This is a genomic window from Rhizobium sp. PL01 (assembly GCF_033447125.1).
Lineage (GTDB): Bacteria > Pseudomonadota > Alphaproteobacteria > Rhizobiales > Rhizobiaceae > Pararhizobium.
Genome location: NZ_JAWQUM010000013.1, coordinates 1 through 23,224, shown reverse-complemented (window position 1 = coordinate 23,224; position 23,224 = coordinate 1). Strand labels below are relative to the sequence as shown.

Here is a 23,224-nt window from a genome sequence, read left to right as displayed (position 1 = left end):
TTTGCGCCGCCCAAACTGCTTCAAAGAACCTGGATCACGTGCAAGCGCGGGGTAGCCGTTTGACAAATTATCTAGGTGGCATGGATCGGCTGGAAACAGTACAATTTGGCAGTCTTGTTCCGCCTGCTCGGCGCACGCTATGACGACCCGGCCCAGTTTCGAAAGAAAGTCCTATGGTGGGGATCGCGACAGCCCGCCCAGCGACCGGGCAGTGGCTTTGGCGATGGCAACTATTCCAAGTCCCCTCCATTTGCAGCGGCGCGGCCCGGACGTTCCTCTGCATTCTTCCGAAAGCCTACGGGCTGTCGTCCCAGTAGCCTCAGAGACCAATGCGGCATACCACACAACGATGAAATCTGAGCGGCGGCATGCGGCAGCTATAACATTACCAGCTTTTTTGCAGATCTTGGCAGCTTTGCTTTGGCTCCCGCAAGCCGGGTTGTTGGCCTATGCGGTCGGAAAAATTGCCGAAGGCGCGGAAATTCGCGATCTGGTCGTAATCTCCGGATTGATCTTCCTAGTAGGTCTTGCGAGAACCATTATCGAGGCAAGCGGTCATCGTATTGCCTTCAAAGCCGCGCGCACATTCCTGTCGCGCTGCCGGCGAGAGGCAACCGCAGCACTCGCTACAAGTTCGCCGATAGATAGCAGCCGTGCGACGTCTGGATTGGTGGCTTGCGTGATCGGAGAGCAAGCAGAAGCAATCGTTCCCTATCTCGCACGCTACAAACCGACGCGGGCGAAGTCGGCCGTGGTGCCCTTGACGATACTCGCTTGTATTTTGCCGCTTTCCTGGCTTGCGGCGCTCATCTTGCTTTTCGCAGGCCCAATCATCCCCGTGTTCATGGCGCTGATCGGATGGCGTGCCAAGGCTGCGAGCGAGGCGCAGCTGTCGCAAGCCGGCAGCATGAACGGATTTTTGCTCGACCGCCTGCGTGGCCTGCGCAGCATTCGCACACTCGGCGCCGTCGATTTGACCGCGAAGCGGCTGCGTGCAGATGCAGACTCCCTTAGCGCGCGTACGATGGCGGTTCTCAGAATCGCCTTTCTTTCCTCCGCCGTGCTCGAGCTGTTTGCCGCCATCGGAGTGGCCATGACCGCGGTCTATATCGGCTTTCATCTGCTCGGGGCGCTCGAATTCGGTGCTTGGGGGGCTAAGCTTTCGTTGAGCCAGGGCCTGTTTATCCTCTTGCTGGCGCCGGCCTTCTTCGATCCCTTGCGCGAACTCTCGGCCGTCTGGCACGACAAGGCTGCCGGGGACGCAGCGATCGAGGCGCTCGACCGGCTGGCTAACAGCGGCGTGCCACTGGCAACACAGACCGGTAGCGTCAGCCTCGGCTCTGAGAATGCAGGACCACTTGCTGTACACGTTGAACAGCTCGGATTTTCCCATATCGGCAGCAGCGATCCCGTCTTTACAGCGCTTGATCTGTCGATCGCGCCCGGGGAGCATGTCGCGATTATAGGGTCGAGCGGTTCCGGCAAGTCCACTCTGCTGGCACTACTGGCTGGGCTTTGCGCGCCAGCCAGTGGCGCCGTCCGCATTGCCGATACTGCGGGCAAACCACTCTGTCTCGAGGCGGTGCGCACGCGCACCGGTTGGATCGGACAGACACCGCATATTTTTGCAGGTTCGCTGTCGGCGAATGTTTCGCTGAAGCGCACCGGGGTCGGCGTTGATGAGATTAGCACAGCGCTCAATATTGCCAGCCTGAGCGGCGTGGCGACAGCACAAGGACATCGTCCTATCGGCGATGGCGGTAGCGGCATCTCCGGTGGCGAAGCGCTACGTCTGGCGGTGGCCCGCGCGGCGGTCAACACACAGGCCGGTCTCATTCTTGCCGACGAGCCGACAGCCCATCTCGATCACGGTACCGCCGCTGAAGTCACCGAAAGCTTACTAGCGCTGGCTGCGGGCAAAACCCTGATCATCGCCACTCATGATCCGGTGCTGGCGACCCGGATGGACCGGATTATTCGACTGGACGCGGAGGAGCAATCATGACCCTGCGTCTCTCTCCGCTGTGCCCGGTGATCTCGCTTTTTCTGGCGGAAAAGCAACGGATGCTGCTGGTCGGCACACTGTTCGCTGGCGTGACGGTACTGTCCGGCGTTGGCTTGCTTGGGCTGTCCGGTTGGTTCATCACCGCCACCGCGATGGCCGGGCTTGTTCCGGGAGCTGCCCTTATGTTCGACGTTTTCGCACCGTCCGCCGCCATTCGCTTTCTGGCAATGGCCCGCACCGGTGCCCGTTATGGCGAGAGGCTGACGACACACGACGCCACTTTCGCAGTGCTCTCGGCGCTGCGAGAGAAGCTGTTTCGTGGCTGGGCAGAGCCGGGGGCGGCGCAGGCGCTGCTGCGCCACCCAGCAAAACTGCTGTTCCGGCTGACGTCCGATATTGATGCGCTGGATTCGCTATACTTGCGAGTTCTGGTTCCCGGCGGCGTCGCCATTCTGGCCGCGCTTTGTGCCGGTATCGCGCTCGGTGTGATACAGCCGCTGCTCGGGTTTTCCGTCTTTCTGTTCCTCGTCGTCGGCGGCTTGGGTATTCCAACGCTCGCTGCGATGGCTGCACAAGCGCCTGGCAGACGTCGCGCTCACGCGCTGGAAGCGATGCGCGCCCGCAGTGTTGATCTGGTCGCCGGCCAAACCGAGCTACTGATGGCCGGACGCTTAATAGCACAGGTAAACGCCGTCGTAGACGCCGACTCACGAATGGCCGAGGCGGATGATGCCCTTAATCGTGTAGAGACAGGTGTATCCGTTGCGTTTGGAACCGCAACAGCGGTGCTGTTGGCAGCGGTCTTGCTTTCCGTCACGTTGCTGGCCGAACGCGACATCATCAGCGCGCCGGTGGCGGCACTCGGCTTACTGATCGCGTTTGCTGCAATGGAGCCCTTTGCAGCTTTGCGGCGTGGTGCCATGGAACTCGGCCGCATGTCGCTCGCCGCACGGCGAATTGCCCCGCTACTGTCGGCCGGGAACGTTATTGTTAAGCGGGGCGCACCGCAGTCAGGCTTGGCTTTAAGGATCGATCACGTGAGCATCTATCATCAAGGCTCGCCGGTCAGCGCCATCACCGATGTTTCAATTACGGTCGCGCGTGGAGAACGGGTTGCATTAATTGGGCCAAGCGGAGCTGGGAAATCGACACTGCTCAATCTGATCTCAGGGGAAATGGAGCCGGTGTTAGGCAGCATAGAGAACCTTGAAACGAGCCTTTTGACACAGCGAACGGAACTGTTCCAGGATAGTCTACGTGACAACCTTCGGCTGGCCGATCCCCAGGCTAACGACATACGGCTGATGGCGGCGCTGGCTGCGGCCGGTCTTACCGACCATACCGCCTCTTTGCCGCAGCGTCTTGACACAAGGCTCGGCGAAGGCGGTTCCGGGCTCTCTGGAGGCCAGTCACGCCGGCTGACGCTGGCGCGCTTTCTGCTCCGCGATCAATCTCTATGGCTGCTCGACGAGCCAACCGAAGGCTTGGACGGAGATACCGCCCGCGACGTTCTCTGCCGGATCGTAGCACGCGCCGGCAAGCGCACGATCATCATCGCCACACATATCCGGCGAGAGGCGATGCTTGCCGATCGCCTTATTGTCCTGAAGGGAGGCGTGATCAGCGCCGACCTGAAACGGGGAGAGATTGGTTTCGAGACAGCTTTGTTGCGGCTTCGGCCTGACTGAAACAGTCTTCGCTGACCATCATCGGCCCTGCCACCGGGCAGTGCCAACCGACGCAAGTCCGAGGGAAACATCATGGAACTCGATATTGTCGCGCTCTCGCGGCTACAATTTGCAATCACCGCGCTTTATCATTTTCTCTTCATTCCGCTGACGCTGGGTCTCGCAATCCTGCTGGCGATTATGGAGACCGTTTATGTCATGACTGGCCGGGTCATCTGGCGCCAGATGACGAAATTCTGGGGCGGGCTTTTTGGCATTAACTTCGCGATCGGGGTTGCCACCGGCATTGTCATGGAATTCCAGTTCGGCATGAACTGGAGCTATTACAGCCATTACGTCGGCGACATATTCGGCGCGCCGTTGGCGATTGAAGCGATGATGGCATTCTTTCTCGAAGCGACCTTCGTGGGCTTGTTCTTTTTTGGCTGGGACAAGCTGTCCAAGGTCGGCCATCTGGTTGCCACCTGGTGCGTGGCGCTGGGCTCCAATCTGTCGGCGCTCTGGATCCTGGTCGCCAATGGTTGGATGCAAAATCCCGTCGGATCCGCCTTCAACCCTCAGACCATGCGTATGGAAGTCACCAACTTTGCAGAGGTCATCTTCAATCCCGTTGCCCAGGCCAAGTTTGTGCATACTGTTTCCGCAGGTTATGTGACGGCTTCCGTATTCGTTCTCGGCGTTTCCGCCTGGTACTTGCTGAAGGGCCGGCACGTCGCGCTTGCTAAGCGCTCGATGACAGTTGCGGCATCGTTTGGCCTAGCGTCAGCTCTGTCGGTTGTCGTGCTCGGCGATGAAAGCGGCTATCTTTCAACCGAACACCAAAAGATGAAGCTCGCCGCCATCGAGGCGATGTGGGAAACCGAACCGGCGCCCGCCGCTTTCACCGTATTCGGATTCCCGGATCAGGCTTCGCGCGAAACCCATTATGCTGTGCATATACCCTGGATCATGGGCCTGATCGGCACCCGGTCTCTCGATACTGAAATTCCCGGTATCAACGAGCTGGTCGAGCACGCCAAGACCCGCATCAAGTCCGGCATCGTCGCCTATGACGCACTCCAGCAGATCCGCGCTGCCGGCACCACCGACGTCGCTCCGGCGGTCAAAACCGCCTTCGAGGACAATGGGGCGGATCTCGGTTACGCCCTGTTATTGAAGCGCTATGTCGATGATCCGCGCCAGGCTACTGACGCGCAGATTGCGCTTGCCGCAGAAGATACGGTGCCCCACGTGCCGACATTGTTCTGGTCGTTCCGGATCATGGTCGCTCTCGGAATGTTCTTCATCCTGCTGATGGCGACGTTCGTAGTTCTTTCGGCCCGGCGGACGCTCGACCACTATCCGCTTTTGCTGAGGATCGCAGTGTTCGCCATTCCTTTGCCGTGGATCGCTGGCGAACTCGGATGGGTGGTGGCCGAATTCGGCCGCCAGCCGTGGATCATCGAAGGCGTTTTGCCGACGGCAGCGGCGGTATCCGATCTTGGCGCTGCCACCGTACTTCTAACCATCATCGGCTTCGTCGCGCTCTACACGGTCCTGATCGTCATTGAGATGGGACTGATGATCCGCGGGGTCCAAAAAGGTCCCCAGCCGGATCACGAACCAGAAGCCATGCTCATTTCAACAGACGTCGTTCCTGCGGAGTAAGTCGCTATGATACTTTCTCAATTGATCGATTACGAAACCCTCCGCATGATCTGGTGGGGCCTCCTCGGCGTGCTGCTGGTCGGTTTTGCCATCACTGGAGGTTTCGACCTGGGCACTGGCGCCCTATTGCCCTTCGTGGCCAAAACTGATCTCGAACGCCGTGTGGTCATCAACACCAGCGGTCCGGTCTGGGAAGGAAACCAGGTCTGGCTTGTGCTGGCCGGCGGCGCGATTTTTGCGGCGTGGCCACCTCTTTATGCGGTCTCGTTCTCGGGCTTCTATCTGGCGATGTTCGCGATCCTGTTTGCGCTCATTCTGAGACCTGTCGGGTTCAAATACCGCTCCAAGCGAGACGGTGCCGGTTGGAGAAGAGGCTGGGACTGGGCACTTTTCGTCGGTGGCTTCGTGCCGGCGTTGATTTTCGGCGTCGCCGTCGGCAATGTGCTTCAGGGTGTCTCCTTTCATTTCGATAACGACCTGCGCATCTTTTACGACGGCACGACACTGTTCGAACTGTTGAACCCATATGCCCTGCTCTGCGGCGTGCTCTCCGTCTCCATGCTGGTGATGCACGGCGCCGGATGGCTGCAGTTGAAGACCGACGGCGAAATCGCCGCCCGGGCCCGCTGGTTCGGCGCTATTGCCGCACTTTTGACCATCGTACTGTTTGCTACGGGCGGCATTTCACTATGGCTGTTTATCGACGGTTACGGTTTCACCAGCGCGATCGTCACAGACGGCCCATCTAATCCGCTGGCCAAGACGGTAGAACGCGGACCCGGAATCTGGTTCAATAACTACGGTCTTTATCCCTGGATGATGATCGCACCCGCGTTCGGTTTCGTCGGAGCGATCGGTGCTTTTGTCGGCCTTCGGGCGAAATGGGAAAGAACGACGATGCTGTGGAGCGCGCTGTCGATTACCGGCATCATTTCTTCAGTCGGCCTGTCGATGTTCCCCTTCATTCTGCCGTCTTCGGTCCACCCCAACTCGAGCCTAACGGTCTGGGATTCCTCCTCGAGTCATCTGACTTTATTCATCATGCTGGTGGTTACAGTGATCTTCATCCCGATCATCCTCGCTTATACTACCTGGGTCTACCATATCCTGTGGGGCAAGGTGGACGCCGTGGCAATCCGTGACGAGACCGGACATTCTTATTGAGGATCGATATCTGTCGGAGCCCGCACCTAAACTCGCTGATGCTTCACGCAAATCGGAAGGATAAACAAATGTGGTACTTCGCTTGGCTCTTGGGCCTACCGCTTGCAGCCGCTTTCGCCGTTCTCAACGCCATGTGGTACGAGTTGGTGGAAGACGACACTACTCGGGCTGCGCCAGAGACGATCTGAAAACGAAAGCGGCACTCTCCTGTCAACGTAGCTTTTGCCTACAGGCTCAGTGCCAGTGTGAGGCATCGACCGGAAGATAAATTCGGGTTTAAGATAAGAGCCGCGAAAAAGCACCAACCGCTATAGCAGGCAGGTCGCCTTCAATACGCTATTGCTACCTGCGTCGTGATAATCCCTTGGTGGAGACCATTTTCGGGATTCATTCCGAGGTCAGCCACCGCAGATTACAGAATGGATCCCGGCGGCAAATTGTCGGCACCTTAGAACTTGAAACCCTCTCATTATATATTATATCTAAATCTATAATGATGATATCTGAGGACGTCCGCCATGACAATAACGAAGATCAACGACAAACTTTCAGTAATGCCGCAACCCGAAACCACTGACTTCCACTTCCTGGCAAAGCAGGGCTTCGCAACGTTGATCAATGCCCGCCCGGAAGGTGAGGAACAGTCGCAACCCGGAACGGCAGCCGAGGAAGAGGCTGCACAGCGCGCCGATCTGATTTACGCATTCGTGCCTGTCACAGTTGCGACGATCACCGAAGCGGATGTTCGGGCATTCCAGCGCGCCATGGATGAATCGACCGGGCCGGTTATCGCTCACTGCAAATCCGGCACCCGCGCATTGCTACTCTACGTCATGGGCGAGGTTCTCGACGGGCGGATGAGGCGTGAGGATCTAAACGCGTTCGGCTTGCAGCACGCCATCGACATGTCGGCCGCCACCAACTGGCTGAGCACGCATTACGCTCGCCGGCCGGTCGTGAAGGGCTTCTTCGACGAGCGCACCTGGAGCATTCAGTACGTGGTGTCCGATCCGGAAACGGGCAAGTGCGCCATTATCGACCCAGTTCGCGATTTCGACGAAAAAGCCGGTTCGACGGCGACCAAAAACGCTGACATCATCCTCGGCTATATCAGGGAGAACAAGCTGACGGTCGAGTGGATCCTCGACACTCATCCCCATGCCGACCATTTTTCAGCGGCCCAATATCTGAAAGAGAAAACCGGTGCATCAACCGCCATCGGTGAAAAGGTCGTTGATGTCCAAATACTTTGGAAGGGTATCTACAATTGGCCGGACTTTGAGACAAACGGATCGCAATGGGACAAGCTTTTCGCACACGGAGACTCATTCAAGATTGGTTCTATTGATGCAAAGGTTATGTTCTCGCCCGGCCATACGCTGGCGTCAATCACCTACCTGATTGGGGATGCCGCATTCGTGCACGACTCGCTGTTTATGCCTGACAGTGGCACGGCACGGGCCGATTTTCCGGGTGGCGACGCGCGCATGTTATGGAGATCCATCCAGGACATTCTGTCACTCCCCGATGAGACGCGGACCTTCACCGGGCATGACTACCAGCCTGCCGGACGTGCGCCTCGGTGGGAGAGCAACGTAGGCGAGCAGAAGCAGAACAACATCCACATCGCCGGGATGTCAGAGGAGAAGTTCCTCAAACTGCGCCACGCCCGGGACAAGACACTCCCCATGCCGAAGCTGATCCTGCATGCCCTGCAGGTCAACGTTCGTGGCGGACGGCTGCCCGAGCCCGAGGCGAACGGTAAGCGCTATCTCAAATTCCCACTCGATGCTCTTGGAGGGGCCACATGGTGATGACCTCGGATCGAAGCATATCAATACCACCATCGATGTCACCGCAGGATATGGCATCTCGCGCAGCCCAGGTGGCAGATCTCCTCAAGACGCTCGCCCATCCCGCCCGTCTGATGCTTGTGTGCACACTTGTGGAGCGTGAGCATTCCGTGAGCGAACTGGAAGAGAAGATTGATCTTCGCCAGCCTCATCTGTCCCAGCAACTGACCGTTTTGCGGAAGGCAGATATCGTCACAACCCGCCGTGAGGGAAAACAGATTTTCTATCGCTTGACCGAGGAGAAGGCCGCCCAGCTTGTTGGCGCTCTCTACACGATTTTTTGCAAGGAGGAGGGCGAACAATGACCCCGTATGTTGCATCACTCATCGGTGGAACACTAATTGGCCTTTCGGCTGTCATGCTTCTGCTTCTCAACGGTCGTATCGCAGGGATTAGTGGAATAATCGGGCGTCTCATCCAAGGGGTGGGGGTCGCAACGAACGTCGCTTTCGTTCTTGGGCTTATTCTCGGTCCGGCCGCATACCTTTCTGTCGTAGGGAGTTGGCCGGAAGTCGAGATTTCCGCAGGCTGGCCTCTGATCATCATAGCTGGTCTGCTTGTCGGCTTCGGATCGCGGATGGGGTCGGGTTGCACAAGTGGTCACGGCGTTCTCGGGCTCGCCCGTCTTTCACCCCGTTCGATGGTTGCCGTTGCAACATTCCTCACGACGGGTGTGATCGCTGTAACATTGTTGAAAGGAATGGGACAATGAAGCGCAACCTCCTTCAGATCGCTGCTTCCCTGGCCTCCGGAACAGTGTTCGGCTTTGGCCTCGCGCTTTCAGGGATGCTGAACCCGGCGCGTGTCCAAGGGTTCCTTGATATCTTCGGTGTCTGGGACCCCAGTCTCGCGTTCGTCCTTGGCGGCGCCGTTCTTGTTGCGTCCGTCGGGGTGCGCATCATGTACCGTATGAAACGTCCTGTGCTGGATGATAGCTTCCATATACCCTCAAGCAGCAAAATCGACACGCCGCTCATTATGGGTTCAGCGCTATTCGGCATCGGCTGGGGCCTTGGCGGCTTTTGTCCCGGCCCGGCGATCGCGTCCTTGTCGGTTGGTCTCTCAGAATCGTTCGTCTTTGTGATTGCGATGTTGGCCGGCATGACGCTGCATGACCGCGTCCGGAGGAGCGGTTCGTGACCTATTCGATCATTTCCGCAGTCGGTTCTGGCAGCATCGTTGGTTTCATGCTTGGCCTTCTCGGGGGAGGTGGATCGATCCTCGCCACGCCACTGCTGCTCTATGTCGTCGGCGTTGCCGAGCCGCATGTTGCTATTGGAACAGGAGCACTTGCTGTCTCTGTCAATGCATTCGCGAACTTCGGTATCCATGCAGCCAAGGGTCATATCTGGTGGCGCTGCGCGATCGTCTTCTCGGTCCTTGGTGTGATCGGCGCACTCCTTGGATCGATGCTCGGCAAGTCAATGGACGGAGATAAGCTGCTCTTCTTGTTCGGTATTGCCATGGTGCTGGTGGGTGGATTGATGCTGCGGCCCAAAAAAACATTCATAGCAACGCCACGTCCGGTTGACGGCAAAATGTGTCTGATGACAGCAGGCGTTGCGTTGGCATCTGGCGCTGCGTCAGGCTTCTTCGGGATCGGCGGTGGTTTCCTGATTGTCCCGGGCCTTATCCTTGCCACGGGCATGCCCATGATCAGTGCAGTCGGATCCTCACTTCTGTCGGTGGGCGCGTTTGGGTTGGCGACGGCTATCAACTATGCAGCTTCGGGTCTTGTGGACTGGGTACTTGCGGCAGAATTCGTAGGGGGCGGAATAATTGGCGGCGTGTTCGGCATGATGCTGTCCACGCGACTGAGTGTTTACAGGGGCTTGCTGAACCGCCTGTTTGCTGGGTTGATCTTTGTCGTCGCCTCGTATGTCCTCTATCGGAGCGCGATCGGAATTACAGATCCTTAAGTATAATGCGGTAGAATTATTCGATATCCCATTGTTACTACTCAATCAGGGCTTGTGCGTCGGTTCCGATGCCTTGTCGTGCTGCTGCTGCGTGAAAAGCGACCATGCGGAGATAAAGAGGGCTGCAATAAGAGGGCCAATCACGAACCCACTGATCCCGAACAGCGAGATGCCTCCGACCGTCGAAATGAGCACTACGTAATCCGGCAGTCGCGTACCTTGGCCGACGAGCGGCGGACGCAGGAGGTTGTCGATCAGCCCGATTACGAGCACGCCAACGGCGACCATGATCAGCCCTTTTACCCAAAAGCCCACTAAAAATAGCCAGATCGCTGCCGGACCCCATACGAGCGCCGCCCCAACTGCGGGCAACATGGAAAGGAAGGTCATGATAACGCCCCACAACAGTGCTGCTTCTATGCCAAGAGCCCAGAATGCGATCCCGCCGATCGTACCCTGCACCAAGGCGATGATGATGTTCCCCTTTACGGTGGCGCGCACCACAGCCGCAAATTTGTCCAGGAACTGCCGTGTATAATCGTCGCTGAGCGGGATGGTGTGTCGGATCGTCCGACCGATTGTTGCACCATCCCTGAAGAGAAAGAACAGCAGATAAAGCATCACGCCTAGGCTGATAAGAAAATGAAGCGTGTTTTGTCCAAAGCTTAGGACGCCCCCGGCGATCGATTGGCCGGCTTCCATGACGCCGGCGGACACCCTCGCACGCAGTTCGGCAAAGCCGCCAAGCTTTAGCGAGTTCAACCAATTGTCGATAAATGAGGGCAGTGCCTCCTGCAAGCGCGCTAGATAGGCATTGAGGTCGACTTCGTTGTTGCTAATCCGTTGATAGAGGCTCGTTCCTTCTTGAATGAGCGACCCGAGGATGAGCAGGGCCGGCATTATGACGAGACAAATGCACAACAAGACGGTCAGCAAGGCGGCGATGCCGCTGCGCCCCCGCAAGAATCTTTCAAGTCGTTTGTAGATTGGAAAGAAGATGATCGCCAAAATAACGGCCCAGAGTATAGCGGTGTAGTAGGGCAGGAGAAGCCAGATGAACGCAATCGTCACCAAGGCCAGAAGTACGTAAAAGCTCGTTCTTTGAATGGACATGACTGCCTTGTTAACTGTGCGAGTCTCTTTCACGCGGTGAACGACTCCATTGTCATCAAGTATCGGGCGCATGGTCATCGTGGCAACCCCATCGCACGGGTAAACGGTTGCTACTCGATGAGGTTGATGAGCGAATTTGACACTGCGCCCGGCAAGCTGCGGCCTTCAGCGGCAAAGCGAACACCGCCCGAACGGTGATCATAACACGGCGAGGGACGGAGTATTGAAGCAAGATCGTCATGACGCACGCACTCGCACTGGCGTATCTCCGAGTGAAAAGCACTTTCTTTGGGATTGACGCGGGCAACACATCCGTAATTGGCGTTTCGGTTCTCAATCGAGCTGACGAATGTCTTTCTGATGGGATGTGAAAAACTTGACCTCGAGCAGGCACACAGCTCAGCGCGTTTCCAGAGTATCAAAGCACAAACCGGTATTTCGCCGGAAAGGCGCTATGTCGTTGCTGAACATGGAAATGGAGACGACTAGCATAATAATGGGAGCGGACGCACAAGCATGCTGATGAAAATTCAGTCGAAAGGGACCGGAGCGCTGCTGCAATGTCAGCGAAATAACTTCAGGACCTCTGCCCCGGCAACGTCCTGGGTTAAGCTTGCCATTCCCACCACCTTCGCCTCTAGGAACTTTTGGTCGCTGATATCGCTGATGACACCGTACCATCGCTCCAATTGGCCCCTCGAATTGAAAAAGGGATTCGCCCGGCTCAACACCCAACGCCACTCGCCGTCATTCCATTTTATCCGGAACTCGGTTGAAAACGGCTGTTGTGTCGGGAGCCATGCAAGCCACTCCTGCCTTACCCTCGCCATATCTTGTTCATGCATGCGCCCATACCAGTCGGAAATTCTGTCAGCCATCGTGGTTGCCTCGCCAAGTCCGAGCGCCGGACTCATGTAGTCCACTTCGCCTGATGGCTTCGCAGCCCATGCCACGTTAGGGCTAAGCTCAACGCTACGACGGAAGTGTTCCTCGTCGGCCTTCAGTGCCACTTCTGCCGCTTTGCGTTGCGTAATGTCGATAGCAGTGATTGATAATCCAATGGTATCGCCCACATCATCGCAAACGTGTTGGCACGAGACAAGATAGGAATGATGCGATGCTCTGTCGCTAAATTCGTGAGATCGAATTGTCTGCCCGTCTATGATGCGCTGAAGCAGGCGTGTCAGAGCTATCTTATGACGCGCGGGTAATCTCTCCGTTATAGAATGGCCAACGATCTCGGCGGCCGGCAGGCCGAGTATTTGCGTAAGTCGGTCGTTAACGCTGACGTATCTGAGATCGAGACCTGCGAATCCGAGGGCGATCGGCGCATCTTTGTACAACGCTTCCAATTGATGGAATCGCTGCAGGGGCGAAACGCCTGTCAATTTCTTCGGCATGCCTCCAGAGCTGAACGGAAACGATTTCACGATTTCCTGTGCGGGCGCTGGTTTGCCAAATAGCCAGCCTTGGGCGATGTCACATCCAAGGCGTCTGAGGATGGTGGCTTGACGCTCGGTTTCCACACCCTCTGCGACAATCGTCATTCCTAAACTCTGGCCGAGCCCGATGACGGATGCCACGATCTTACGACTGCCAGAGTCTGTTTCCATAGCCCGGACGAAACTGGCATCGATCTTGAGCGTCTCAAACGGAAATGCATGGAGTCTGGTGAGGCTAGCAAATCCTGTCCCAAAATCGTCCAGTGCGACGCCTATTCCCACGGATTTGAATCGTTGGACGGTCGTCAGGGCGACACCATCATCGCCGATCAAAGCACTCTCGGTCATCTCGATGTGCACGCGTTGCATCGGAAATCCAGTCGGCTCTATTATCGCGATCACGAAATCGAAAAGATCAGGATCGCGAAACTGGATCGGGGAGAGATTGAATGCAAGGATCGGTTTACCCGGGAATTGAAGAGCCTCAGTGCATCCCTTACTAAGAATTTGCCGGGTAAGCGGTCCGATCAGGCCGTGCTGTTCGGCAGCCGGTATGAAATGGGCGGGTCCTATCCCGGGTACCATAGGATCGACCCATCGCGCTAGTACCTCGAAACCGACGACCGCCCCGCTCGATAGATCAACAAGCGGCTGAAACGCGGGTTCGAAACGGCTTTGGCGCAGAGCATCTTTCAACTTAGCCAAGGGAACAACTTTTGTCAGGGTTCGCTCCCTCAGGGTGGATTTCAGGTACTGTTACAATAGACCGGCTTAATTTAGAGAGCGATGTCTTGATTTTTTGTTTAAAAAGAGACCACGAGAGGCGCTCCGAGCGGTCTACGCCGAGCGGCCCGACCGCGTCTTCCAGGTAGTGATCGAGATGATTCTGGATCAGGGTGCGCTTGGCATTGTTGATGGCCTTTTCGACCGCATGAAGCTGCCGGGCCAAGTCGACACAGGGCCAACAGTTCGACAAGTTGGCAAACGATCTTGGCATCTACGCGTCCGCGCTGTCTGTTGCAGCGGGCCGAAATCCCGACACGCTCGGCCCCGGAGCGCGGATGCAAACGGGAGACGCTATAGGAGGCCGACCGCTCGCAAGCAAGGTCGATGCAGCGAGAAATGCAGCATCAATGCCCGCAGAATATGCTTTCCACATGATGCTTCAAACTTGCGCCTCGTGCCACGAGAAGTTCCGAAACGAGGCCAAGTAGCAGTAGTGCGACCGCTGCCGCCACCCTCCAAATAATGAGATCTGACGGCGCCGAGCAAAGTTCCATAAATATGCCTATCGAACTAAGTCAATCCAAGTGACTGATATTTTTGGCTATTTTTGTTACAATAGCAAAACAACCGTCAGCGGTCGGAGGTTCGTTTCCGTTGTCTAATCGCAACGCCTGAGTCAAGGTGCTTTTGGCAGTCGGCATTGTTGCCGTGTTGCAGAACGTAACACGGCTTAAATTGATCAGTTGGTTCAGGCCTCAGCGACGATGTTTTCTTCAGAGCTATCCAGTGCCGGGAGCAGCGTTGTCTCCGCGGTCGACACATGGTCGCCGCATAGTGGGTTTTCGCAGGGTCTTCCTATGTTCAAGGCGCAGTCTCAAGCGAGCTGCGACGGAAATAACGGAATGACCCAACCCACGTCCGCGTCACGGACGCTCAGTGCCTCAAATCGGATTTTGAGCGCTGAGGTGAGAAGGCTGTTTCTTCGCTTAGGCGGTAGCGCCAGCCAATGCGTTGAACACTTTTCCTGCTTTGAGCATGCTATGCATGATGACAGCGAGTTTTCGGGCGACTGCCACTGCGGCGCGCTTGAAGCCCAATCGCTCACGCAGCTTAAGCCCCCAGCTCCGAAGACTGCTCTCGTTCCTGGCACTGGTTCTTGTGAGGAGCACCGTCGCTGCTTCATAAAGCAGCCCGCGCAAATGGTTGTCGCCTCGTCGCGAGATATGTCCATCATAATCGACATCACCTGACTGATACCGCCGTGTTGTCAACCCGAGCCAGGCGCCAACCGAGCGCGACGTTTTGAAGTTTTCTGGATCTTCGATCGCTGCGACATACGAGACGGCCGTGACGGCGCCGACCCCCGGAACCGTCATCAAAAGCCTAGTGGCTTGGCTTTGCCGCGCCGCTGCGAGCAACTGGTGATCAAGATCGGCTGCGCGCTTGCGTATGTCGCGCCACGCTTCCAGCAGAGGCAATATGATTTTTGCCAGGCCGTCATTTCCGTCCAGGAATTGCCTCACGTTCCCATCAAATATCCGCCCCCTCCCTTTCGGGACAATGAGACCAAATGTCCTCATCAGGCCGCGGATCTGGTTGCCAAGCTGGGTTGAGATGCTCAGGAGCCGATTGCGAGCTGCCACCAGCGTGCGTGTCAGCATGCTATCGAAAGCCTTTACCCGGACCGCTTTGTAGAAGCCGGCTTCGGCCAAATGGGCCAAGCCATCCGCGTCATTGGCGTCGGTCTTGTTGAGCGTCTCGTCCAAGACCTTTTGCGCGTGCCGCGCTTCGATGCAGATTGCTGGAACCCCTTCGGCCGTTAGCGCATGGTAGAACCATGTCGACAACGGTCCTGTCTCGAATACAACGCGCTTGGCGTGCGGGGCGTGTTTGTGGATCATCTGTGCCAAAAGCTTTGGATCGGAAGGACACTTGCCCCGCCATATTCGCTTCCCGTCCTTTCGGATCGAGATCGCGGTCTCTTTTAATGAAACGTCCAGTCCGATATATTCGACCATGGTTGCCTCCATTTGATATTTGGGCCCGGTGCCAATCGTGAGCCCGTATTTCCATCTTATCGGGGGCAACCACCCTTACCAGACATCATTTATATTTGGCCTGGGGCCATCGCGCCGCGATTACCCCATGTTCAAGGCGTGACCAACGTCAGCTACAGAAATTTCCCCCACTGACCAACGACGAGCTCGCTCTGCCACTTTCGAGAGCGATAGGTCGGCATGGGAAAAGCCGCCGCTGAACTGAGCCCGGGCATTGTTGACCAGTATGTTGATGGCGGGCTCGGTTTGGAGGCGGTTTGCAACCGATTGCATTTGTCTAGCATCCGTCAGGTCGGCGGTGATGACTTCGAAGGTCACGCCATGGGCCTTTCAAAGCTCCAAGGCTAACGTGTTCACATTGGCAATTCTGCGGCGACTGATGCAATATCGTTCCTTCTACCAGCCCTTTACGTGAACTGGTTGCATCGGAGAATGAACGTAATGACTTCGCGTTGGATATGGCTTTTCTCCCAGATGGCACGCCGGATCTGGTTCCGAGCATCTTTGTTTTCGGTTTTGGCGATTGCTACTGCTTTGGTGGCAATTCTCATTAGGCCCTATATCCCAAGCGACCTCCCCACGAAAATCGGTGCTGATGCCGTCGACAATATTTTGGGTATCATCGCCTCCAGCATGCTGACGGTGACAACCTTTTCGCTCAGCACCATGGTTTCAGCCTACTCTGCGGCGACAAGCAATGTGACGCCCCGAGCGACGAAACTGGTCATGGAAGACAGCACCACACAAAATGTGCTGGCGACTTTCGTGGGTTCGTTTCTTTTCAGCCTCGTTGGCATCATAGCGTTGAGTACCGGAGCTTACGGAGAAAGCGGCCGGGTTGTTCTTTTCGTGGTGACGATCGCAGTCATAGTTCTCATCGTCGTGACATTGTTGCGATGGATTGATCATCTTTCACGCCTTGGCCGCGTTACGGAAACGACCGAGCGCGTGGAAAACGTCACCGTCACCGCAATGCGCTCACGCCGCGAGAGACCCTATCTTGGTTGTCAGGCGTTGATGAACGTTGCATCCGATGTTCCCGCGACCGCCCGTCCAATCTTCATGGCCAGAATTGGGTATGTGCAACATCTCGATACTGGTGCGCTATCCGGGATCGCCAAGTCAGACAATGGCCGTGTCTTCGTCGGTGCCATACCAGGTCAACTTATCGATCCCACGGAACCCGTCGCGTGGTTTGATGGATTACAAGGGAAAGATCAGGAAGAGAGAATTCGGAGTTGTTTCTCTATCGGTGATACACGCTCGTTCGATCAGGACCCGCGCTTTGGTTCATCTGTCCTGGCAGAAATCGCATCGCGTGCACTGTCGCCTGCAGTCAATGACCCGGGAACGGCCATTGATGTCATCACACGGGCGATGCGGGTCCTTGCTGTCTGGTTGGAACCCGTCGATCCGGAAGTCGAAAACGAAATCCTCTACCCGAACGTCTACGTGCCGCCGCTAGACTTTGCAGACCTGTTCGACGATCTCTTCACACCTATCGCGCGGGATGGCGCAGGTATCGTTGAGGTTGGTGTGCGGCTGCAGAAGACATTCGAAACGCTGGCCAAATTTGACGATGGTCGATATCGGGAGAACGCGATGCGGCACTCCATCGAGGCTTTACGCCGCTCTGAGCTCGCCCTCGTATTCGAGGGTGACAAGGAGCGCATCAAGAAATCTGCGGATGCTGTAGGCTCAAACTGAACGAGAAGCCCGCGTTCCCTCCGGTGAGCGATATGCCACTGCTCAGTCCTATGGATCAGCGACCTTTGATTTCTCGTCTCTCAAGACAGTCTTCCTTGCGACCAGTCCCAGTGTCGATCCCTGCACGATAATGCTGAACAGAACAACGGCGTAAGTGGCTGCAAGAATTGCTGGTTTGGCTTCACTGTCCGGTATGGAAAGTGCCAACGCCACCGATATGCCGCCACGAATTCCTGCCCATGTTAAAAAGGGGATGTTCTTCTTCGACATCAGGCTGTCTGACCATGGAACCAAGGTGGGGAGCCATATGGCAATCGATCTGGCAAGGATGACGATCGGGATAGCCACCGCCGCACACATCAACGCAGTAACATCGAACCGCAGGACAATGACTTCCAGACCGATCAATAAAAACAGTACCGAGTTCAGGATTTCGTCGATCAGTGTCCAGAGGCCAAAGACATAGGTTTGCGTTCTATCTGTCATGGCTTTGCGCGGGCCATGGTAGCCGATCAACAAACCTGCGCAAACAACAGCGAGCGGCCCGCTGACGTGAAGTCTCTGAGCAATTGCATAGGTTGCGGTGACAAGCGCCAACGTTATCAGAACTTCGACGGCGTAGTCGTCTATCAGCCGCATCGCCCAGTATGCGATCACCCCTGTTATGATACCCAGAACAATTCCGCCGCCTGCTTCGACGAGCAACAGTTCGAAAATGGCGGATACGGTGGTCTGTTCGCCAGTATTGCCGGAGGCAAACAAGAGCATGATCGTGAACAGAACGATACCGATCCCGTCATTGAAAAGGGATTCGCCCTGCATCTCAACCTCGAGGCTTGATGGCACCTTAACGTTCTTCAGCGTACTGAGCACCGCAACGGGATCAGTCGGGCTGATGAGCGCGTCAAACACCATTGACCACGCAAGTGATATTGGCTGACCGAAAAGCCCGGCAACGAACCAAAATCCGCTACCCACAATGATCGTTGACATGATCGTACCGAACGTCGCAAGAATTCCGACGGGCAGTGCACGCTCCCGAAGTTTACCAAGATCGACGTGAAGCGATCCGGCAAACAGCAGGAAGGCCAACATTCCATCCATGACAACGGCGCTGAAATCGATCTGAAGTAGCGCGCTTGTCAGGGCATCGAAGAGATGCCGTTCAGGGACCGTAGCATCGATCGCCACGAGTATCAGTGAAGCAGCAACGCTCATGACCAGCAGACCAATAGTGTGCGGCATGGGCAAAAATTTGTGGTTGATCCATCCCAGGATGGCCGACAAGCTCAGGAGAACGGCTGATAATTCGAATATGGAGAGCAGTGTCGCGGTCCTTCTGAACAGGCCGAACTGAACGGTTCCAGCGCCATGGACTATCAGTTTCAACAAAATACTACTGAAGCCATATTGAAGGAACGTTGACCCGCAAAGCAATGGCTCTGGCGCCGGGCGGAGATCAACTCTGAGCTCGAACGCCAAACGATGCGGGATTCAACGATTGGCTCTCCTCAACCCATTGGTGAACGAGGCGCTTATGTTGCCGATACGGTCGGTCAGGTGAGCAAACCCTAGTGGGGACTGGACGGCTTTGTTATATTGTGTTCTGTATTCCTAATTCGACCACGCGGCCTGTCGGTAGCTTGAAGTATTCGGTCGCGTTGCTGGCATTGTCTGCCAGTGCGATAAACACGCGATCCTGCCAAAATGGCATGCCACCTTTGGCCGACGGTATGAGCGTCCGTCGTGAAAGGAAGAACGATGTCGACATGATATCGAACTTCCAGCCAAGTTTACGGGCGAGAATTAGTGCTTTCGGGATATTCGGCGTTTCCATATAGCCGAACGTAATGATCGCGCGGCTGAACTGAGGATTAAAGCTCTCGAAGAAAATCTTCTCGTCATCACTTACGAAAGGCGATGACGAGGTAACGACGCTCAAAATGACATTTTGCTCATGCAAAACCTTGTAATGCTTCAGGCTATGAAGAAGAGCTGTGGGTGCGCCCTCCACTTCGCTAGTCAAAAAGACAGCTGTTCCGGGCACAGTCGGCAGTTCTTTTTTAGCAAGGCTGCTCATCAGGCTGTCGAGTGAGATCTCGTCCGCCTTTGTCCTTTTCGCCAGCAGACGGCGCCCGGACACCCAGGTCTGCATCAGAAATGCGATGAACAGAGCGACCACCACTGGCACCCACCCACCCTGTCCGAATTTGGCGACATTGGCAACGAAGAAGCCCGTGTCGATAACAATCAAAGGGGTCAAGATAAAAAGTGTCAGAACAAGCCCCCACTCCCAAACTCGCCTCATGACGACGAATAGCAGGATAGCTGTGATGAGCATTTCCCCGGTGACGGCAATTCCGTAGGCAGCGGATAGGGCGCTGGATGTTTTGAAATTTACGACAAGCACAATCACCGATATCAGGAGCAGCATATTGATTTGAGGCAGATAAATCTGCCCCGCCTGCGTCTCGGATGTATGGCGCACATGAAAACGCGGCAAAAGGTTAAGGTGCATCGCCTGGCGAATGAGCGAGTAAGCTCCAGAGATGACGGCCTGGCTGGCGATCACCGTGGCGGCGGTTGCGAGAAGAAGCATTGGCAAACGTGCCCATTCCGGCTGCATTTCGAAGAAAGGGTGCTCGACGCTTTCCGGGTGCGCATAAATGAATGCCCCCTGACCAAAGTAGTTGAGGAGCAGGCAAGGGAACACGAGGACAAACCAGGCAACGACAATCGGTTTGCGTCCGAAGTGGCCGAGATCGACATACAAAGCCTCCGCTCCCGTCACCGCGAGAAAGACAGACCCCAAGATGATGATCGAAATGTCGATATGCGATGCGAGGAAGGCCGCACCGTAGTAGGGGTTCAATGCTGCCAGGATACCAGGTACTTCCACGATATGAAAAAGCCCCGATGCGCCGAGTGCCAGGAACCATATTGCGGTGATCGGACCAAAGACGGTTGCCACGCCGCCGGTACCGAAACGCTGGACCATGAACAGTGCCACGATGATCGCCAGTGTGATGGGGACAACCCAGTCGGAGAGGGTGGGTGCGACGATCTTTAACCCTTCGACCGCTGAAAGCACTGAAATAGCCGGTGTGATGATGGCGTCGCCAAGAAACAGTGATGCGCCGGCGATACCAAGCACCAGAACCCAAACGGGTCGACCGACCAGAGACTGACGCGCAAGGGTCATTAAAGAAAGCGTGCCGCCTTCGCCCTTGTTGTCAGCTCGCAGCACAAACCCGATGTATTTCACTGCAACAACGATCGTTAATGCCCAGACGATAAGCGACAGCAATCCCATCACCTCGATGCCGACGACGGCATCTGGAACCTGGCCCGACGCATGCAGGGCTTCCCGAAACGCATAGAGGGGGCTGGTGCCGATATCGCCGTAAACAACACCAAGTGCACCCAGAACGAGCAGAGGAAATGATCCGGACCCGGCATGCGAAGCCTCAACCTCCGGATCGTCTGTACGCATTTGAATCGAGGTCAAAGACAAATTCCGGATACAATCGGTCGCGTGCAGTTTGCGAGCGCTCGGCATTAAACGAGGGAAAGCGAACCAATATGATTGGCCCCAGAAACCTATTCAGGACGATAAAACAACCTCGTCCTGTACATGGCAGTTAGCGATGCTGCGAGCGAGCTCAAGAGCGATTGCTCGCACTTCAAGTGTTGGGGCGATGCCGTCAAGGACCAAGGAAGAGCCATGCTGCCTTACTGTTATCGATGAATCGTCCAGATCAGAAGAGTATGCTAAAGCAGATGCGACGGAAGCAACGGCCGCAGACATACGCGCTCCGGTTCCGTAAGCTGAGGCAAAAAAACTCGTGAACACGGACTTTTCCTTTCGTCATTGACGATGGAGATGCGATTCTGTTCATCTCGCGTTCATGTTCGCATTTAGGTGAATATATGTCACCCCCCTTCCAGGTCGGGCTCTCAACGTTCCAAGGCGTTCATATCTGGGTGGACCGATGTCGATCTAAGAACTCGTGCGGCATGCCAAACGAGTGAATGGAACAGAATATGACGGTGAGGCTTTGTAACGACGAAATGGGGTTGTCCGATGGAGAGACTAGGTGTTCAGTCTCGGCACGCCTCGTGCAGCGGTCTCTGAAGCGATCACGGCCGATGCTGCCCGTTGAAGTGAGGGCAGCTATACCTTCGCGGGAGATGCCACACTAAACGTAAAGCGGATTCCCCAGCGTTCAGATTTAAAATGGATCTTAGATGAAAAAGGCAAGATATTGGTCACACGGGATAAAATGGAGTTAATCGCGCAAGCAAAATCTACGTATTTTTTGTCCGCAAGCGATAGAGTTTGGCGGCGTCATTGGACGCTTCGATCACATCGGTGTTCTGAAACAATGCAGGAGAAGATCGCAGTGTCCTCAGTCAGGGAGCTCAGTACGAACTGCAGGTCCATCCGTGACGATTGAATTGTGTGTGGTTATCTGGCTTGCGATAGCACTGTCGATTTCAGTTGTTCAAGGTTTCAGCGAAGGATCCGCCAGTCAAAGCTACCAGAAATCGTGGCAGCTGCTCTTGGCATTCTTTTGGCCACTTCTAGTGGCAGGGTTTATTTTAGGACTTCTTCTGTGGCTTCCGGGTACGCTATTGTACCTCTATAAAAGGTCAAGACGGCGCTAATCGCACTCGCCCTTGTTCAAGGTTCCCTTTACGGATGCCGGAAACTTTAAAATCATTTGGTTACTTTGGCTACAACCAGCTGTTCTGGTGAAACCAATCATATATCAAACAAAAAATCCTGCACCGGCGGATTGTCTTGCTCGACGGAAGGGGAATCTTCGGTAGTTTTATGGCCAAGGAGTAGATCTATTTCGTTCTTATCCGCGCCAAACTGACTTATGATCCGGATCGCCTCCTGAGGGCTGAGACCATATTGCTTTTCGAGATCGTGCGGTTTGTAAACGCTGTACGTTTCATCAATCACGCTGGCGGCATTCATCATTGGTCTCCATTGAAAGAAAAGTCTCGTCACGCAGAATTGTTCCTCGCACGGAATGTTCAAGCCGATGCAATTGAAAGTCTGCCTCCGCCAAGGGCCGTGTGCCCGATTTCGATGGTGGCTTTAAGGCCATGGTTTCTATCATGTTTTACAATCATTTAACCCATTGAGATTCTCGCTGCCTACGATCTTGGCCGTCATCAGGATTGGGCGAACGAAGAGGAGACCCGGATCGTTGAGGTTAGCCTGCAGGGGTTTCGCCAGGGTTTTGCGAAGGCACCACGCTACGCAGATTGCCAGATTGAGCGCCACGCTTGCGGCGTCGCAGCGCGTGCCGCCTCGGCCGAGGCCGGTCTTGCGCAGGTGCGCGCCGCCATAATGACCCCCGAGGCGATGACCAGACCTTTCATGCCGGAGATCGCCAAACTGCGGCGTGAGCAGTATGCCCAGTGTCCGGAACGCGCGCCCGGCCGATAGACCAGGAAGAACTGCAGCTCGGAGAACTCGAAGCCGACGCCACCGAGGACGAGATCGCGGCGAAACACGTAGCAGCGAAGATCGCGAATGTCTCCACCTTCGAACGTCGTCGTCCAGTCCGCAAACCGTTTCCGGAACGCTTGCCACGCCAACGGCTGGTCGTTGACGCTCCTTCGAGCTGCACCTGATGCGGCTCACTCCGGATCGTGAACATGGGCGCGCGAGACATTGCGTTGGCGGGAATCGACCGCCGGTCGAGATCACGTTGCAATGTTGGCTGATGGCGCACGAGCCAGGGATGTGACTGCGGCGATTTGTAAGCGTACGGCGAAGTCATTTTTTACTGAAGTGGGCGCGTAGATTAGGCTTGGCGGATGACCACCTGCGGGATTTTTGCCAGCGCCCACCGCCACGGCAGCAGCTCTTCAAGGCGATCGTT

General features: G+C 55.9%; 18 protein-coding genes and 3 pseudogenes. 13 read left to right on the top strand and 8 right to left on the bottom strand.

Annotated elements, in window-relative coordinates:
- Positions 1-223: 223 nt before the first annotated feature.
- From cydD to R6X40_RS25770, 10 genes are all read left to right on the top strand, one after another.
- On the top strand, positions 224-2,005 hold the full coding sequence (cydD, locus tag R6X40_RS25815; protein ID WP_412178467.1) for a thiol reductant ABC exporter subunit CydD: 1,782 nt from the start codon (positions 224-226) through the stop codon (positions 2,003-2,005).
- Positions 2,002-3,693 (top strand): amino acid ABC transporter ATP-binding/permease protein, encoded by a 1,692-nt coding sequence (locus R6X40_RS25810; protein WP_318417374.1) that lies wholly within the window; start codon positions 2,002-2,004, stop codon positions 3,691-3,693. Before cydD ends, R6X40_RS25810 begins: the two co-directional genes overlap by 4 nt.
- A gap of 72 nt (positions 3,694-3,765) precedes the next feature.
- Positions 3,766-5,340 (top strand): cytochrome ubiquinol oxidase subunit I, encoded by a 1,575-nt coding sequence (locus R6X40_RS25805; RefSeq protein ID WP_318417372.1) that lies wholly within the window; start codon positions 3,766-3,768, stop codon positions 5,338-5,340.
- A 6-nt stretch (positions 5,341-5,346) separates the two neighbouring features.
- Positions 5,347-6,504 (top strand): cytochrome d ubiquinol oxidase subunit II, encoded by a 1,158-nt coding sequence (gene cydB / locus R6X40_RS25800; RefSeq protein WP_318417371.1) that lies wholly within the window; start codon positions 5,347-5,349, stop codon positions 6,502-6,504.
- 68 nt (positions 6,505-6,572) lie between these two features.
- Positions 6,573-6,692: a cytochrome bd-I oxidase subunit CydX gene (cydX, locus tag R6X40_RS25795; protein ID WP_318417369.1), complete on the top strand. Its 120-nt coding sequence runs from the start codon at positions 6,573-6,575 to the stop codon at positions 6,690-6,692.
- Between the two features lie 330 nt (positions 6,693-7,022).
- Complete coding sequence (blh, locus tag R6X40_RS25790; RefSeq protein WP_318417367.1) at positions 7,023-8,318, top strand: bifunctional sulfur transferase/dioxygenase Blh; 1,296 nt, start codon at positions 7,023-7,025, stop codon at positions 8,316-8,318.
- Positions 8,312-8,662, top strand: coding sequence for a sulfite-sensing transcriptional repressor BigR (gene bigR, locus R6X40_RS25785; RefSeq protein ID WP_412178461.1), 351 nt, complete (start codon positions 8,312-8,314; stop codon positions 8,660-8,662). Before blh ends, bigR begins: the two co-directional genes overlap by 7 nt.
- The gene (locus R6X40_RS25780) at positions 8,659-9,069 is read left to right on the top strand and encodes a YeeE/YedE family protein (RefSeq protein ID WP_318417365.1); all 411 of its coding nucleotides are present in this window, start codon (positions 8,659-8,661) and stop codon (positions 9,067-9,069) included. The genes bigR and R6X40_RS25780 overlap by 4 nt, the downstream gene beginning before the upstream one ends.
- Complete coding sequence (locus R6X40_RS25775) at positions 9,066-9,497, top strand: YeeE/YedE family protein (protein ID WP_318417364.1); 432 nt, start codon at positions 9,066-9,068, stop codon at positions 9,495-9,497. The genes R6X40_RS25780 and R6X40_RS25775 overlap by 4 nt, the downstream gene beginning before the upstream one ends.
- Entirely contained in the window at positions 9,494-10,276 is a 783-nt protein-coding gene (locus R6X40_RS25770) for a sulfite exporter TauE/SafE family protein (protein WP_318417362.1), read from the top strand. Before R6X40_RS25775 ends, R6X40_RS25770 begins: the two co-directional genes overlap by 4 nt.
- Before the next feature lie 45 nt (positions 10,277-10,321).
- On the opposite strand, the gene R6X40_RS25765 is transcribed toward R6X40_RS25770, so the two are convergent.
- The 3 genes and pseudogenes from R6X40_RS25765 to R6X40_RS25755 all read right to left on the bottom strand — a co-directional run.
- On the bottom strand, positions 10,322-11,389 hold the full coding sequence (locus tag R6X40_RS25765; RefSeq protein WP_318417643.1) for an AI-2E family transporter: 1,068 nt from the start codon (positions 11,387-11,389) through the stop codon (positions 10,322-10,324).
- 563 nt (positions 11,390-11,952) lie between these two features.
- On the bottom strand, positions 11,953-13,536 hold the full coding sequence (locus tag R6X40_RS25760) for an EAL domain-containing protein (RefSeq protein ID WP_318417361.1): 1,584 nt from the start codon (positions 13,534-13,536) through the stop codon (positions 11,953-11,955).
- A gap of 115 nt (positions 13,537-13,651) precedes the next feature.
- Positions 13,652-13,792: pseudogene (locus R6X40_RS25755) on the bottom strand (metal-sensing transcriptional repressor); the annotation flags it as partial.
- A 1-nt stretch (position 13,793) separates the two neighbouring features.
- Here R6X40_RS25755 and R6X40_RS25750 point away from each other — a divergent pair.
- Positions 13,794-14,045, top strand: a pseudogene (locus tag R6X40_RS25750) (cytochrome c); the annotation flags it as partial.
- Positions 14,046-14,543: 498 nt separating this feature from the next.
- On the opposite strand, the gene R6X40_RS25745 reads toward R6X40_RS25750, so the two are convergent.
- Together R6X40_RS25745 and R6X40_RS25740 are read right to left on the bottom strand one after the other, a co-directional pair.
- Entirely contained in the window at positions 14,544-15,575 is a 1,032-nt protein-coding gene (locus R6X40_RS25745) for an IS110 family transposase (protein WP_318417359.1), read from the bottom strand.
- 120 nt (positions 15,576-15,695) lie between these two features.
- Complete coding sequence (locus R6X40_RS25740; protein ID WP_318417356.1) at positions 15,696-15,932, bottom strand: hypothetical protein; 237 nt, start codon at positions 15,930-15,932, stop codon at positions 15,696-15,698.
- Between the two features lie 123 nt (positions 15,933-16,055).
- Between R6X40_RS25740 and R6X40_RS25735 the strand changes: the two genes are divergently transcribed.
- Complete coding sequence (locus R6X40_RS25735; protein ID WP_318417354.1) at positions 16,056-17,321, top strand: DUF2254 domain-containing protein; 1,266 nt, start codon at positions 16,056-16,058, stop codon at positions 17,319-17,321.
- A 48-nt stretch (positions 17,322-17,369) separates the two neighbouring features.
- Here R6X40_RS25735 and R6X40_RS25730 read toward each other — a convergent pair whose 3' ends face one another.
- The 3 genes from R6X40_RS25730 to R6X40_RS25715 form a co-directional block, all read right to left on the bottom strand.
- On the bottom strand, positions 17,370-18,647 hold the full coding sequence (locus tag R6X40_RS25730; RefSeq protein ID WP_318417641.1) for a sodium:proton antiporter: 1,278 nt from the start codon (positions 18,645-18,647) through the stop codon (positions 17,370-17,372).
- 268 nt (positions 18,648-18,915) lie between these two features.
- Positions 18,916-20,814, bottom strand: coding sequence for a potassium transporter Kup (locus tag R6X40_RS25720; RefSeq protein WP_412178466.1), 1,899 nt, complete (start codon positions 20,812-20,814; stop codon positions 18,916-18,918).
- Between the two features lie 1,272 nt (positions 20,815-22,086).
- Positions 22,087-22,311 carry a hypothetical protein gene (locus R6X40_RS25715; protein WP_318417350.1) on the bottom strand — a complete coding sequence of 75 codons (225 nt, stop codon included), beginning with the start codon at positions 22,309-22,311 and terminating at the stop codon, positions 22,087-22,089.
- A 265-nt stretch (positions 22,312-22,576) separates the two neighbouring features.
- On the opposite strand from R6X40_RS25715, the pseudogene R6X40_RS25710 reads away from it, so the two are divergent.
- Positions 22,577-22,970: pseudogene (locus R6X40_RS25710) on the top strand (transposase domain-containing protein); the annotation flags it as partial.
- Positions 22,971-23,224 lie beyond the last annotated feature (254 nt).